Source organism: Pseudoalteromonas tunicata, from assembly GCF_002310815.1.
Taxonomy (GTDB): Bacteria; Pseudomonadota; Gammaproteobacteria; order Enterobacterales; family Alteromonadaceae; genus Pseudoalteromonas; species Pseudoalteromonas tunicata.
Genome location: NZ_CP011033.1, coordinates 901979 through 916962, shown reverse-complemented (window position 1 = coordinate 916962; position 14984 = coordinate 901979). Strand labels below are relative to the sequence as shown.

At 39.8% G+C, this 14984-nt stretch carries 11 protein-coding genes and 2 pseudogenes; 3 read left to right on the top strand and 10 right to left on the bottom strand.

What is annotated here, in order from left to right:
• Positions 1–165: 165 nt before the first annotated feature.
• Positions 166–660 (bottom strand): arsinothricin resistance N-acetyltransferase ArsN1 family B, encoded by a 495-nt coding sequence (locus PTUN_RS21390; RefSeq protein WP_009836607.1) that lies wholly within the window; start codon positions 658–660, stop codon positions 166–168.
• Between the two features lie 482 nt (positions 661–1142).
• Between PTUN_RS21390 and PTUN_RS21385 the strand changes: the two are divergent.
• Positions 1143–2092: pseudogene (locus PTUN_RS21385) on the top strand (IS110-like element ISPtu2 family transposase).
• Positions 2093–2128: 36 nt separating this feature from the next.
• On the opposite strand, the gene PTUN_RS21380 reads toward PTUN_RS21385, so the two are convergent.
• Both PTUN_RS21380 and PTUN_RS21375 read right to left on the bottom strand, forming a co-directional pair.
• A complete protein-coding gene (locus tag PTUN_RS21380; protein WP_009836610.1) occupies positions 2129–3145 on the bottom strand; it encodes a hypothetical protein in 1017 nt (338 codons plus the stop codon).
• A 92-nt stretch (positions 3146–3237) separates the two neighbouring features.
• A complete protein-coding gene (locus PTUN_RS21375) occupies positions 3238–3858 on the bottom strand; it encodes a DUF4145 domain-containing protein (RefSeq protein ID WP_040643430.1) in 621 nt (206 codons plus the stop codon).
• Positions 3859–4096: 238 nt separating this feature from the next.
• Between PTUN_RS21375 and PTUN_RS21370 the strand changes: the two are divergent.
• Positions 4097–5058, top strand: a pseudogene (locus PTUN_RS21370) (integron integrase).
• 872 nt (positions 5059–5930) lie between these two features.
• Here PTUN_RS21370 and PTUN_RS21360 read toward each other — a convergent pair.
• The 7 genes from PTUN_RS21360 to PTUN_RS21330 form a co-directional block, all read right to left on the bottom strand.
• Complete coding sequence (locus tag PTUN_RS21360; protein ID WP_009836616.1) at positions 5931–7256, bottom strand: sensor histidine kinase; 1326 nt, start codon at positions 7254–7256, stop codon at positions 5931–5933.
• Positions 7256–8590: a sigma-54-dependent transcriptional regulator gene (locus PTUN_RS21355; RefSeq protein ID WP_009836617.1), complete on the bottom strand. Its 1335-nt coding sequence runs from the start codon at positions 8588–8590 to the stop codon at positions 7256–7258. Before PTUN_RS21355 ends, PTUN_RS21360 begins: the two co-directional genes overlap by 1 nt.
• Positions 8591–8670: 80 nt before the next feature.
• Complete coding sequence (locus PTUN_RS21350; protein WP_009836618.1) at positions 8671–9876, bottom strand: ABC transporter permease; 1206 nt, start codon at positions 9874–9876, stop codon at positions 8671–8673.
• Between the two features lie 10 nt (positions 9877–9886).
• Positions 9887–11200, bottom strand: a complete 1314-nt coding sequence (locus PTUN_RS21345; protein WP_009836619.1) for an ABC transporter permease — start codon at positions 11198–11200, stop codon at positions 9887–9889.
• Between the two features lies 1 nt (position 11201).
• Positions 11202–11924: an ABC transporter ATP-binding protein gene (locus PTUN_RS21340; protein ID WP_009836620.1), complete on the bottom strand. Its 723-nt coding sequence runs from the start codon at positions 11922–11924 to the stop codon at positions 11202–11204.
• A gap of 51 nt (positions 11925–11975) precedes the next feature.
• Positions 11976–13232, bottom strand: a complete 1257-nt coding sequence (locus PTUN_RS21335) for an efflux RND transporter periplasmic adaptor subunit (protein WP_009836621.1) — start codon at positions 13230–13232, stop codon at positions 11976–11978.
• A gap of 311 nt (positions 13233–13543) precedes the next feature.
• On the bottom strand, positions 13544–14296 hold the full coding sequence (locus PTUN_RS21330; protein ID WP_232284961.1) for a substrate-binding periplasmic protein: 753 nt from the start codon (positions 14294–14296) through the stop codon (positions 13544–13546).
• Between the two features lie 473 nt (positions 14297–14769).
• On the opposite strand from PTUN_RS21330, the gene PTUN_RS21325 reads away from it, so the two are divergent.
• Positions 14770–14976, top strand: a complete 207-nt coding sequence (locus tag PTUN_RS21325; protein WP_009836624.1) for a hypothetical protein — start codon at positions 14770–14772, stop codon at positions 14974–14976.
• Positions 14977–14984: the final 8 nt, after the last annotated feature.

The following is a 14984-nucleotide window of genomic DNA, read 5'->3' as shown; positions in this document are numbered from 1 at the left end:
GTGGGTTCAAGGTTAAAATTTGAGCAATTAAAGAAGTGTAGAATTAGTTCCTAATATAAGTAATTCTACAGCCTCAACGCCTAATTAACAGGCAAAAAATAGTTGGTTAAAATAAGCGACGAAGGAGCAAAAACCAACTGTTTTTTGTCCTTGTTTAATTTCTTGTTAGGCTTTTAATACACCTTGCCAGTAACCAACATCTTTCCATTGCTCAAATTTAAAACCAACCTGTTTAAAATGTGCAACTTTTTCTAAGCCAAATTTCTCATGGAGAGCGACGCTAGCTGGATTAGGCAATGTAATGCCACCAATCACAGAATGGATAGAACGAGATTTTAACTCTGAGAATAAAGCATCATAGAGTTGTGAACCTACGCCGTTACCGATACATTTTGGCGATAAATAAACAGTAACCTCGACTGAAAAACGATAAGCAAAACGCTCTCTCCATTTGGTAGCATAAGCATAACCAATTAAGGCACCCGAAGAATCTTCGGCAATTAACCACGGTAAATCATCTGATTGAACTTTAGATATACGATTAAGAATATCTTCAGCAGATATCATTTCTGTTTCGAATGTAACAACAGTATCTGAAATATAATGATTATATATTTCAGCAATTGAAGTAGCATCCTTACTCACTGCATTACGAATCACAATGCCTCCTGAAAGCCTAACGAGGCTGTAGAATTTCTATTTTTATAAATTTGGCCATTTTTTTGACCTCCTGTATCGCTTTCTAAGCGATAATCTCGTACTAAGCAATGCATTTGAGACCCCTTAAAGCACCTAAAAACTTGACCAAATGAGTAATTCTAAAGCCTCAACGCCCGCTTAACGAGCAAATAACGCTTGGCTATACTTTGGCGCAACGCGACAAGCCAAGCGTTATTTGTCACGTTGAAGCGTTTGTATGGATAATAAACCCATCAAATTATTCTTTTAAACCGAGTTCGGGTAATGTGAGACCCAGGCTTTAGCTGCAACTAAAGCTCTCTTTTGTGGTAGTTCGATTGAGCGATGGATCCTCTGTTGAGAGACCGATAACAAGAATGACCGCCACAAAAGACTCCAAGCATCACACTCGAATAGTCTACTGGGTCTCGAACCCGCATTATGCAAGCAAGAGTTAGCTTATTATGAAAACAAATACTAATCAAAACATTAATGTCGGTGTCGATACCGGCAAATTTCAACTCGATATTTATATTCGCCCTCTTGATATCTATTTCACCGTTAAGAACGATGAAAAAGGGATTGCTGAGGCAATTAAAAAATCAAAATTCACTCTCCAAACCGCATCATTATTGAAGCCACTGGCCGCCTTGAAATGCCCTTTATTATTGCATGTGCAAAGGCCAATTTACCTTTTGTCATTGCCAACCCAATACACATAAAACGCTTTGCTGGTGCCATTGGTCAACGCGCTAAAACCGATATGCTGGATGCACAGTTAATTGCACATTATGGCGAAGCAATTAAACCCACACTCTCCACCCTAAAGCCTGACATTATGCAGACTATGAGTGATTTGGTTGCCAGAAGAAATCAGCTGTTAGTCATGCAAACGATGGAAAAAAACCGCCTGCAAATTTTACCAAAAGAGCTGATTTCAACCATCAAACCTATTTTAACGGCCTTTAAAAATCAGATTGAAAAAATTGAAAATAAAATTCTAACACTCATTGAATCATGCCCTGAATATTCAGCCAAAAACACGATTCTGCAAAGCATGAAAGGCATTGGTAAAATTGCCGCTGCCTCCATCATCAGTAACTTACCTGAGCTTGGCTATATGTCGAATAAAGAAGCCGGTGCATTGGTTGGCGTTGCGCCTATGAATCGCGAAAGTGGCCGCTATAAAGGGCTGCGCAAAATTCAGGGTGGTCGACATCAAGTACGCACCGTTTTATACATGGCGATGATGTCAGCCATCCAATCAAATCCTGTTTTTAAATCAACTTATCAGCGATAGGTTGCTGCTGGGAAACCGAAAAAAGTAGCGCTTATTGCGTGTGTCAGGAAGATGATTGTGATCTTAAATTCGATGCTCAGAGACAGGGTAATGTGGGAAGCGCCAAAAGTTTAAAATTAGCTATTGACGCCATAGTCTCTTGTTAGAGCACTATACTTCGATGCCGAACCCAGTCATAACTTCTTTTGCTTTTGTAAATAGTTCAGAGCCTTTATCTGCATACTTTAAAATACCCGTGGCTTTATTTAACCACTTACCAATAGTACCTTCATCCGGCTCAGCCTCATCCGTCAACTCTTCTTTGGCATTTTCTAAGTGACGTAACGCTTTATCTTTTTCTTGAATATCACCTTGCTTTAGTAAGGCAATAAGCTCTTCTAAACCTTGAACTCTTTCATTTTTTTCAGCGAATGTAGAGCCAATATTAATATTGTTGCCTTCAACTAAATTAGAGTGGTTATCCCCCTGCATTACATTTGCTGAGTTATTTGCGATATATTTTCTTTGATCCATTTCATGTCCTCCATTGTAAATATGTATCGGTTGAGTATGACTTACACTTTGGGTAGGTAATTGTGCAAAGAAAGACTTATAGTAATCATTAATGTTTGACTGCACTTCATATTGACCTTGAAGCATACTAATTCTATTTTTTAGGGCCATTAGCAATCCAGAATGCACCAAATCCCCTGAAACCGATTCAAGATCATCGAGAGGCTCACCTTTTTGAATCTTGGTAATGAATTCGTTTAAATCCTTTTTTACGCTATCTCTGTTACCAACAATTCCAAAATCATTTACAACTATCTTGAATGATATTTTACCATTTAAAGAAGAATCAATTGAAACGTTGACCTTATATCCTTTAAGAGCAGCGTAATCTTCAAAACCTTTTAATAAGTCATGGAAAAGTGATTTTCGTTCTTCTGGCATATCTACAGTTATATAGCCACCTAAGTCAGTATCCGAACCATTCGCATTTTCTATATTTATCGAGTTCTTTCCTGTTTCAATTTCGACCTGTCGCAAATGAAGCTCTTCTTTTCTGAATGCAAAATCTCTATCACGTGACTTTCTCCACTCTCTAAAAAACATAAGCGCTAACATCACACCAACACTAATCCCAATAGTAGGTGTAATAAAGCTAATCAGTTCAATTTCGTTCATGCTGCTCCCTGAGTTATATGCTGGTGCTCTAACGCCTTGCTCACCGGAAAATTGGGAGCGCAGCGAGTAATTTTTCCGAGTGCAGCAACTTGTTATGCATCACGCCTCTCTATAGCTTCTCTAGCTCCCTCAGGCAAGGAGCCGTAGAGCTCTTCTACTTCTCTGGGTCGAGTTATTCGATCCTGAACAATTAGATTTACAAGCCGGAAAAGATGATTTGCTATTTCTGGGGAATCATTTAAATCTATTTCTCCCGGATGTACTGCGTTGTTGCCAACAACACGACAGATATCTAGAGACTTCTGGACCAAAGGAGGAAGGCCCGCTTCAACTAAAGAGGCAATATCATTATTGATATTATTGCCTGGCAGCCCTAAATGAACCATTAGCTTCTGAATGCATAATCGAAGCAAGGCCGCAGCCCCTTTAGGAGATCTTGCCACAATATCTCGCGCTTCTTCATAATCCTGCAGGCAGTTTTCTGGAAGGTCAGGGCTTGGAAGTTCTACTGTTCCTGTTGATGGATAAATCATTCGACCATCTAGCCAGTAAGACAGTTTTTCACAATGTGAGCATGTTGCAACAGTCATGGCATTTTGGCGGTAATTCCCCCACAGGTCATGATAACCATTCCCCCAATGTTGCTTTGCATAAACCCCACACAAAGGGCAATGAAAGTCCTCTTTTCGATGTTCTGGTGGATAATGTTGCATTATTTCTCCCTATGCATAACGCTTATTCGACGGAACTTTCCGTATTTAAAAACGGACTTTTCCGTAGTTGTAAATTTATTTGGCAATACATTAACCAAAAAACTCACTACAGACAACACGTTATAAAATTAATTTTATAACGTTAAGTGAAAATACGTAAACATCCGTCTAACAAGAGCGGCTTGACATTTTTTGAATAACTGTACACTTAAACAGTAGTTATTAGTGGAGTATAAAAATGCCAACGCAATCACCTTTTTTAGACTTCGTAACTGAAGAGATGTACAAACGCCGCTATGCTAAGCGCACGGTGGAAACGTATTTACATTGGATCCGTTTTTATATTTTATTTCATAAAAAGCAGCACCCTAAAGACTTAGCGGAGCAACATGTAGAGCAGTTTTTAACCTACCTTGCAGTCAATCGGCATGTTGCAGTGCAAACACAAGCATTGGCACTAAATGCACTCAGTTTTTTGTATAAAGAGATTTTACAGCGGCCGTTATCACTTAACCTTAATTTTAATCAATCAAGTAAGCCGAGAAAACTGCCTGTTGTATTAACCAAAGACGAAATCAAACGTCTGTTAAGAGAAATTGATCCTGGCTATTTGCTACTGGCGCAATTGTTATATGGTAGCGGTTTGCGGTTAATGGAGGCGGTGCGGTTACGGGTTGCGGCCATTGATTTTGATTACCTATCCATCATGGTAAAGGTGGTAAGCACCGTCGGGTGACCTTAGCGCCTGAGCTGGTGCCGGCATTAAAACGCCAAACTTCCTTGGTCGAGGCTTATTATCAGCAAGATCTGGAAACTGCAGATTATGCTGGGGTTTGGTTACCTTTTGCTTTAGCCCGAAAATATCCCAGTGCGCCAAAAGAGCTTGGCTGGCAGTATTTATTTCCATCCGGCAAACTAAGCATTGATCCTGATTCTACATTGCTGCGTCGCCATCATATTGATGAGTCAGGTTTGCAAAAGGCAGTCAAGAGTGCCTCCCGCAAAGCGGCTATCGGCAAGCATGTTAGCTGCCACACTTTACGCCACTCTTTCGCCACCCACTTGTTACAAGCGGGTATGGATATCCGCACTGTGCAAGAGCAGCTAGGGCATTCCGATGTAAAAACCACGCAAATTTATACTCATGTGCTAAAGCAAGGAGGCAATGCCGTGCAAAGCCCACTATCGCAACTACTGTAAGCTAACCTAAAGCTTGTAACAGACTCGCTAAGTAAGGAGTTTTAGTCATTCATAGTAAGTGAGAAGCGCAAACAACATGATCTTTACGTTGTACACATACTTAAGGACTGTCAATCTTAATGAATTTAAAACAACAACTTAAATAATACGGTTTTTACCAAAATTAGTCTGTTCTGGTCTTTTTTTGCCTTTGATCATAAAAAGTAACACTTAACTTCAACCTCTATTTCACATTTTTAAATGCAATAATTAGCAAGGTTACTGATAAACTTCATAATAGACAATAAGATACAAATCTGATTTTCTTACAACTTATTACAAGCACACTATTTTATACCGATGAAAAAGCGGCCGAGCTTTGCTCGCCTTCGCAAGCAGGCTTGCACCTACAAAAATACCAAAGCTCACGCCGATGCCAATTTGAAAAGCGGTTTTTAATGCTAAACACATCTGTTAATTTAAAACTTATGCTCGAAACCACAGCAAGTTTCATTTTAGCTAAAGATAAAATTAAGAAGTAAATCATTATTTAAATACTAAAAAGACGTATCTGGTGATACGTCTTTTTAGTATTTAAAGCGTGTTTTATTCATTAAACGTAATAAGTTACTACTTTGGCCCTTGTTTAGGCTTTTTATATTGAGGGTGGTTGGCTGTCGTTGGCGTTTGAGCTTCTTCGGGCTTTTTGTCGGTACTTCTTTTATTGTGAGCAGTGTTTTGCATAATAACCTCTGAACGTTTTTCGCCGACAACACCCATGTCATCAGCACACATCGAAGTTTATCTAATTTAAATTACATGCTCTGTACGCTAGTGCACCTAAAAAGCAAACACTTCAAACTTCTATTGTGTTCAATCAATCGTAATGAAACTTAGCGATAACTCATCAAAGGTAACCACACCTTAATGCTAACACCGCCTTCGTTGCGATTAAATATACTAATTTTACCTTGATGGGCCTCAGCAATTTCACGGCACAATGCCAATCCTAAGCCTGTACCACTGCTTTTAGTGGAATAAAATGGCAGTAGCGCATTGTTCATTACGGTTTCGCTCATACCTTTTCCACCATCGTTGACGCTTATTAAATGGCCTTGTTGTGAACCTTCATTGGCCGTTTCAACCTGTAATTGAATGTCACTGGGTGCTGAGCCTGATTCATGGGCATTTTTTAATAAATTTATCAGTAGTTGTTCGAGTTGCGCGCGGTCGGCATAGCCATTTTGCTGTGGCAAAGCACCTTGCAAATCAAACGACCATTGGCTTTGTAAACTGATGAGTAACTCTTGCCAATTAATGCTAACAGGCTGTGGAGTCGGTAATTTGGCAAACTTGCCATACCCTTGAATAAACTCACTGAGGTGACTAATGCGATCGCCAATCGTTTTAAAAACTCGGTCTAAACGCGGTTCATCGAGATTTTTAGCTAGTAATTGCCCGCTGTGGAGCATAGACGAAATGGGGGCCAATGAATTATTGAGTTCATGACTTATCACCCTGATAACTTTTTTCCATACTGCCACTTCTTGGCGGCTAAGCTCACGGGTTAAGTGTTTAAATAAATATAAGTAATGATACTGATTGTTGAGTAAAAAACGCCCTGTTGATAAATGCCAGGTTTGCGCCTCATTCTCGGCTACTTCAAAGCTAAATAGGCCATCGCGGCCTTGCTCTATTGCGGTTGCTAAGCTCGCAGGTGCAGCGGCTAAAATATCACTTAACAGTGAGCCTTCAAGACGCTGTCCTTTTAAGAATAACTCACGTGCTGTGTGGTTTGAATAAACTAAATGTTGACTGTCATCGACAAGTAATAAGGCCTGTGGTGAACTTTGTAATACTTTATCAAGCATCAGTTCGCGCTGGTAAATCCATTGTTTTTCTTTGCGCAGTTTTTGCGCGGTTTCATTGTATAAACTACATAGCACGCCAAGCTCATCGGTTGCACGGTAACCCAGCAAGGTCGAAAACTCGCCATCTTTAAAGTTAAGTAAACCTGATTCTAATGCGCTCAAGCCTTTATCTAGCGGGCGATAGAGCATATGAGTCAGTATCAAAATTATAAACATACTCCCTATCACTGCGAAGACACTTAAAGCAAACGACCAGTCTTGCTGGCAAACCAGTAATATTATGGGCAAGGCTGTAACAAAAACCACAATCGCTTGTAATTTAGACTTGATGGAATGAAAGGCGCGCATTAATACTCAATCTCAAATTTTTGTAAACGGCGGTAAAGCGCTTGGCGACTTAAACCAAAATGACGCGCGACTTTGGCAATGACACCTTGGTATTCGCGCATAGCTTGCTCAAGCTCTGCTTTTTCTGGCTCTTGCACTGATTTTTGTCCAATATCGGTGCTTGTTAAGCGCTGAAGTGCAAAGTCTTCGGCTTCTAGTGTGCCCGATTGTTTAAGCACCGCAGCACGTTTGCAGGCGTTTTCGAGTTCTCGCACATTGCCAGGCCATGAATGGGACAGTAAGGCCTGCTCGGCCATCACACTTAACTCACGCTCAGGTAAAAAGTGCTGTGCCAGTGCTAAAATATCGTCTTTACGCTGTGCTAAAGCGGGCAATTGCAGTTCAATTACATTTAAGCGGTAATATAAATCTTCGCGAAAACGTCCGGCTTTTATATCGTCATTCAGTGCTGCGTTAGTTGCTGAAATGACCCGCACATTAACTTTTTGTGTTTCAACCGAGCCTAAGCGTTCAAACTCCCCGCTTTGTAATACCCGCAGCAATTTCATTTGCCCTGCCAGAGGCAAATTACCAATTTCATCTAAAAATAGGGTGCCACCATCGGCGGCTTCAAAACGACCAATACGACGGCCATTACTGCCAGTATATGCGCCTGCTTCAGCACCAAATAACTCAGCTTCAATCAAATCTTGTGGTAATGCCCCAGCATTAACCTTAATAAAAGGTTTATTTGCTAATGCTGAGTTCACTTGAATAATTTCAGCAATACGTTCTTTACCGCTGCCATTTGGACCTGTGATAAGCACCGAGACATCGGATTTAGCCAATTGCAGTGCCATATCCACAATGCGCTGCATCGCCGTGCTGGCATAAACTAAGCCAGCTAAATTATGTTGTTGATGATTTTGTTCGCGTTCTTGTTGCTGGCGCGTGAGCGTACTGTTTTGATTTTTAGCATCGCCCAACGCAATTAAATTAGCCACACTGACTAAAAGCTTATGATCGTCCCATGGCTTGGCTAAATAATCTGCCGCGCCCGCTTTGACCAGTTCAATCGCGGTTTCAAGTTCTGTCCAAGCAGTAATTAAAATAATAGGCAAATGTGGATTTATGGCGCGAAGTGCATGAAACAAATCAACCCCCTCTTTGCCTGAGGTGGTATCGGCACTGAAATTCATGTCTTGTAATACCAAGCTAATGCGTTGGTAACGAACAATTTGTTCTGCTTCAAACGGGGTTTGGGCACACACCACATGATAATCGTGAATTTCAAGCAGTAGCGCGAGCGACTCTAAAATGGCCGGATTATCATCAACAATTAAAATTTTGCTCATTATTATTTTTATATCCTTGAATACCGACTTTGCTTAAACCCCTGAATTGGTGTAAAAAACAAAGCCGATAATGTATCCAATTACACTGAACGAGTTGCAATACTTGGCGAAATATTCGCGGCGCGTTTTGCCGGGCCATACACCGCAATTAAACTCATCACAAATATACCGAATGCAGTTACAACCACATATTTAAAGTTTAATTGTGGTAACGAGTACAGTGTCATCAATTTATTGCCCAATAAGATAGCGAAAATAGCTCCTATCACCAAGCCCACAGCACTAATTAAACCATTTTCGATAATAAAGTATTTCACAATATCGGACTTTTTCGCCCCAAGCGCACGGCGGGTACCAATTTGTTTGGTTCGCTTACTGATATTAAACAAGGTCAAGCCAAAAATACCAAGCGCAGTAACGACCACTAAGATTGAAATCAGCGCGATTAACATGCGCATCATTAACCTATCTTGTGCAACATATTCGGCTTTTTTATCGTCCATTGTTGTTAAGTCAGTAATCACTCGCTGCGACTCTAAACCCAGCATCAATGATTCAATTTGATGCATTACTTCATCGCGCATGCCAGGCTCAGTCCGCACCAAAAATTTACGAATTGTTTGGCCTAGCGCAAAGGGAAATATCACCACATTATTTGGTCTTGAGTCACTCAACCAAGGCCCAGTCATGTGATCGAGCACCCCAACAACTGTAAACGGGTTATCACCATAATAAATGATTTGACCTAGTGGATCTGAATCTGGAAACATATCTTTAGCAAATTGTTTGCTAACAAGCGCAACGGTTGGCACGGTATCGAACTTATTACTCATTACCACTTCATCGGGTCTAATATTGCGACCACTGATGATTTTAACACCAGCTGCATCGGCAAAGTTTTCATCAGCAATAAAATAGGCCGCTCGGATTGATGGACCTGGCTCTGAGCGTGGTTTTAGTGCAAACCCCGTTGAGTCACCACTACCTGAAATGGGAATTTGATTTATCATCACCGCATTAATCACACCAGGGATTGCACGAACCGCATCTTCATCTAGCTCAAATTGTTTCGATAAATCAATATCTTTACCAAATGAAGTGACGTTAAATTTAAAAATATCTTGTTCTGGGTATCCCGTTGGCTGATTTAAATAAGCGATACGGTCGTGGATCATAAATGCGGCATTACTTACAATCGCTAAGGTTAAAGCGATTTGTACGATTAACAGTACAGCGCCAACACGAGAACGTAATAATGAATTAAAAATAGGTTTTAGTTCTGACATGATGCGTTCCTTATTGGCTTTTTAGATAAATTGCAGGATTAGTTTTGCACACCAACCAAGCAGGATAAAGACCAGCCAAAATACAGGCTGAGATTGCGATCATCGGGGCACTCAATAACATAGTTGGGTCCATTACGGCCAACATCTCATAATCACGGTCTGCTTGACGAATTCCGATTAAGCCTATTTGTGCAATGACAATACCGAGTACACCACCTAGTAATCCAAGTACAGAAACTTCTACCATATGCTGGGCGAATACTTGTGTTTTGCTTGCTCCTAATGCTCGACGCACACCAATTTCTGGTGCTCGTCGCATAAATTTAGCCAATAACAATCCTAATATATTGGCTAAGCATACCGCCAAAAACATAAAACTAAGTCCGACCAAAATTTTATTATCTTCACTCACCACTTCGTTGTACTCAAGCCATTGCTTTACATTTCGTATTATTGATCTGGGTTCATTACGATTAAACCGCCCTACTTTTTGTTGTTCTGCAATATAGTTTTTAAGAAACGTTTTATACATTGCTACACTGGATGCGTCTGGTAATTCAACCCAAAATTGCAACCAAAGAATTTCTGAATCGAGTTTATTTTGATGCGTTTGTATATCCTCGTGTTTCCATCCGTTATTATTCCCCCAACTTTCAAGGTGTTTAATTCGAACTAATGAGAAAGGGATATAAACCTGTTCGGTATCACGAAATGAACCATTATTTAAATCGTAAAATTTACTAGCTAGTTTCCAAGGCGCTAAAATCCCCACTATTTCGTATGTATCATCATCTAAATAAATGGTTTTACCAACATTGTTACCACCACCAAATAATTGTTGATTTAGTTCATCACCAATTACCACGACAGGCGCGCCATCTTGTGCTAATTGTTCTGACCATGCACTCCCATATAAAAATGGCACATTAAACATTTCAAAGAAATCTCGGCCTGTTGCTCGGGTTGGTCGTAATAAAGGTTTAAAATCAGGGTTATTCAAATGCACTGCAAAACCTGTTTTGACCATTGCAGCTTGACGTAAACCTTGCTTAGCAAATTGTAAGTTTTCACTGTCTTTAAAGGTTAATTGCCTAGGCATGGTGTCAGAAGTCCACCAATCTTCGCCTTCATCCATCGTTTCAAGCTGTACCATAAATAACTTATCACTTTTGCTTGGAATGGGATCCATCGACATCATGTGATAAACCGACAAACTTGTCATGGTGACACCTATGCCAATTGCAATGGCTAAAATCATTAAAAAACTCACCAGTGGCGTGCGCTTTAGGCTGCGCCAACTTAAATCTAAATAATGAATAAACATGTTAGGCTCCTACCACTTGGCCGCTATGGGTAATGATTTCGGGCGCACCTTGGTACAAGCTGAAATCAGCTAGTTGCCCATCAACCACTTGAATATTGCGTGGCGCGCGGCGGGCTAAATCGGGGTCGTGTGTCACCATAATAATTGTTGCGCCATCGCGATTAATTTGTTCTAGCAACTCCATCACTTGGCGCGCCATTAAGCTATCGAGATTACCCGTTGGTTCATCAGCCAGTAAAAATCGAGGTTTACCTGCAAGCGCTCGGGCAATGGCCACCCGTTGCTGTTGCCCACCCGATAATTGCTGTGGCAAATGTTTGGCACGTGCAGCTAAACCTACTTGCTCTAAACATTCTTCAATTCTACGTTTACGCTCATTCGATTTAATACCGCGGTAGCGTAATGGTACTTCGATATTTTCGTACAAATTAAGATCTGGGATTAAATTAAATCCTTGGAAGATAAAGCCAATTTTTTGATTTCGCAGCTCTGCTAATGCGTTATCGTTCAATTTGCCAACATCTGTGCCATCAAGTAAATATTGACCGCCCGTATAAGGTTCAAGCATCCCGGCAATATTTAAAAATGTTGTTTTACCTGATCCGGAAGGGCCAGTGACAGCAATAAACTCCCCCTCATTCACGCTTAAGTTAAACTCACGTAATGCATGAGTTTGAACCATATCTGATTGATATACTTTGCTGATATTATTCATTTCTAACATGATGTTAATCCTATTTAAATTCTATTTTTTGGTTATGATTTAGTAAACTGATCAGTGCAATAAAATATTGTCAGCATTGGCAAATTGCTCATAACTGGAGACGATTAACGTATCGCCTTCTTTTACACCCGCACTCAGCTCTACAGCTGCGATGCTGGTTGCGCCAGTGGCTATTTCAATGCGAGTTGCAACATTGTTCTCAACTTTATAAGCGATAAATCCCCCTTGCTGCATAAATGCACCGCGTTTTACCATTAATACGTTCTCTCGATTTTCGAGTAAGATTCGTGCTGAAACACGCTGATTTTGGCGTAAATTTAAATCAATCTGATCGTTAAACCGCACTCGTGTTGTGACTTCTCGACCGCTTACCTCAGGAGAAATAGCTGATAGTTTACCAACAATATGCTCAGCACCAATTTGCAGCTCAACATCCATCCCTAAACCCAATTCATTGGCATAACTTTCAGGGACTTGTAGTTCAGCTTCAAACGCGGTCAAATCAACAAGTGTCATTAAAGCTTGGCTTGGCGCAACGGCAGATTTTTGCTGCACTAAATGATTACCGACAATGCCATTAACAGATGCTTTAATATCTAGATTCATCACTTGACGCGAAAGCTCATCAACTACGAGTTGCTGACGTTCAACTTCACTTTGGGCAGCTTTTAGTTCAAAAGCGAGAGTATCTTTAGCTAGCAGCACTTCTTGCTCTGCATGAGTAAAACTCAACTTTGCACGTGCTAAATTATCATCAGCCGCTTCTAAATCGATTTGGCTGATCAGGCTTTTAGCAATCGATAAATGGGCGCGACGACTTTCGCGATCGGCTGCGGTCAATTCCACTTGTGCTAAATCGAGGGTTTTAGTTAATGCCAACGATTGACGACGGGCATCAAGCTTTTGACGCTCAAGCTCACCACTTAGACGCTGTAAAACAGACTCTTGTTGTTTAAGTTTGTTATTAAGCTCTGGGCTTGACACCTGTGCAATGACTTGCCCAAGCGACACTTTATCACCCGGTTGAACCAATAAATCTACATAACCTTGTTCAGGGCTATACACTTGCGGTGCATTGGCTGCAACAATTCGTCCATTAGCAGCAACATCGCGGGTTAAGTCTCCTCGTAAGACCGTCGCAAGTTGTACTTTACTGGTTTGAATTGACAGCGCATTACTACTATTTTGTTCAATGTTCATCGAAACAGCAAAAACACCGCCAACAATGGCAAGCGCAATCAGGCTATTGCGTAATGTTTGTTTTGGTTTTTTAACCATCACATCTTGTGCACTGGTATTTTTAATCATATTTTGCTGCCTCCAAATACAGCTAACAATTGGCTTTTTTGTTCTATCAAAGCAATCAATAGTGCAATGCTTATAACTATTACTGGAGTTGCAAAAAACAAAGTGGTTAATAACATGTCCATTCCTTGAATGACTTAATTAACCAGGAGTATTCGAGATATGTGCCAACATTCAAAAAGAAGATAACAGATTGAATTTAAATATATTTCAATTTCAAGTAAGGTAAATAAAACTGACCGCGGACATGAAAAAGTGTCCGTTTCGGACACTTTTTCGCGCGTTAAAAGTGAAAAAAAGAGCTGCGTTCTTCTTTAAAACGAGGATTGAGGACAGTCAGGATTAGAAATAAGCTGAGGTTTAATGGTTGAATAACTTTCTTTTAATTGCTCAATTAAGGCTTGAGAAGTATGTATGTTTGCTGCTAAATACATGGTTTTACTTAACTTGGGTTCGGTGTAAACTTTTTGCCAAAGTGTATCCATCTGAAAGATATGCTGCACATTTTCAATAAATAAATCGGCACCAAATATAAGATCGATTCTATCTTTAGGAAGCATTCCTGCCGATTGTTCATGACTTGCGACCACGACTAAATTATTTTCTACATTGAACCCATGATTTATTAAAAAGGCCTCTGATGGCTGGCCTGCAGCAACAGCTGTTACATAAGTTTTTGCATCTTCTAAGCTATTAATCTCAATATCATTACGTGATTTTAAACGATAAAAAGAAACTTCTAAGTGGCAAAGTGGTGCGATCCAGATAAATTTATTTTCTCGTTCATTCGTCCTCGCCATCGAATAAATAAATGTATCTGGTGTTTTTTCAACAGTATGAACAGCTCTAAACCAAGGATAAATTTCAATTTGATGCTCAATATTTGCATGATTAAAAATATTAGTAACGATATCAGTCGCTAAACCTGAGACATCCCCTTGTTTGTTGCTAATTTGAAAAGGTGAGAACTCTTCGGTATAAATTTGTATAGGCGCAGCAAATAACGATGCAGTAAACACACTAAGCATGATAGATAATATGAACCAAGTACGAGCGCAAATAATCATCCTGTTCACCTTTGAAATTTACATCAGCTAAGTTTAGCAGTTGAATAAATGTTGTCGAATGATGCAAAAGAGAACTCGCAGATACAAAAAAAGCCAACCTAATAATTAGGTTGGCTAAATAAAACAATCAACAATGTTTCATAAGGGAAGTGTTCAAATGAACAACTGCAGTATCACATTATGAAACTGAACTAAGCCTTAATTTCTCAGTTTTATTATAGGGTTAGTTTTTTATCAGAAAAACTCAAAATTGCTAGCTGTAATAGATTTATTATCGAGTATTAAGGTTAATTACCTTCAAGCTAATAATTTTTAATGTAATGGTTAACGCTTTTACTGCAAATATAAAAACGAACATTACAGAGATTAGGATAACGGCTTTAATAATCGAGCCTTTGGTTAAACAATTATCGTCTTAACATTTTTTATTATTAATGCCATAGTAAAAAATCGATTACAAAGTGGGTTAGGTCATGGATACAACAGCTCAGTTGCTGTGGGGCATCTTATTTGGAGGGATTGGCTTAGGCTATTTTATTTATGGTAAGAAACAACGCGCGGTCGTCCCATTACTCGCGGGAATTGGCTTATTGATAGTACCATATTTTATTGTGAATATTTTTATACTGGTAATTACAGGAGTTGCTTTAATCATTCTCCCTTACTTTATTAAGATATAAACAAACTC

Excerpts from the sequence above, each read along its gene's own strand:
- PTUN_RS21355 (WP_009836617.1), bottom strand. The coding sequence starts at position 8,590 with ATGAGCAAAATTTTAATTGTTGATGATAATCCGGCCATTTTAGAGTCG.
- PTUN_RS21330 (WP_232284961.1), bottom strand. The coding sequence starts at position 14,296 with ATGATTATTTGCGCTCGTACTTGGTTCATATTATCTATCATGCTTAGT.
- PTUN_RS21340 (WP_009836620.1), bottom strand. The coding sequence starts at position 11,924 with ATGTTAGAAATGAATAATATCAGCAAAGTATATCAATCAGATATGGTT.
- PTUN_RS21380 (WP_009836610.1), bottom strand. The coding sequence starts at position 3,145 with ATGAACGAAATTGAACTGATTAGCTTTATTACACCTACTATTGGGATT.
- PTUN_RS21325 (WP_009836624.1), top strand. The coding sequence starts at position 14,770 with ATGGATACAACAGCTCAGTTGCTGTGGGGCATCTTATTTGGAGGGATT.
- PTUN_RS21345 (WP_009836619.1), bottom strand. The coding sequence starts at position 11,200 with ATGTTTATTCATTATTTAGATTTAAGTTGGCGCAGCCTAAAGCGCACG.
- PTUN_RS21360 (WP_009836616.1), bottom strand. The coding sequence starts at position 7,256 with ATGCGCGCCTTTCATTCCATCAAGTCTAAATTACAAGCGATTGTGGTT.
- PTUN_RS21335 (WP_009836621.1), bottom strand. The coding sequence starts at position 13,232 with ATGATTAAAAATACCAGTGCACAAGATGTGATGGTTAAAAAACCAAAA.
- PTUN_RS21375 (WP_040643430.1), bottom strand. The coding sequence starts at position 3,858 with ATGCAACATTATCCACCAGAACATCGAAAAGAGGACTTTCATTGCCCT.
- PTUN_RS21350 (WP_009836618.1), bottom strand. The coding sequence starts at position 9,876 with ATGTCAGAACTAAAACCTATTTTTAATTCATTATTACGTTCTCGTGTT.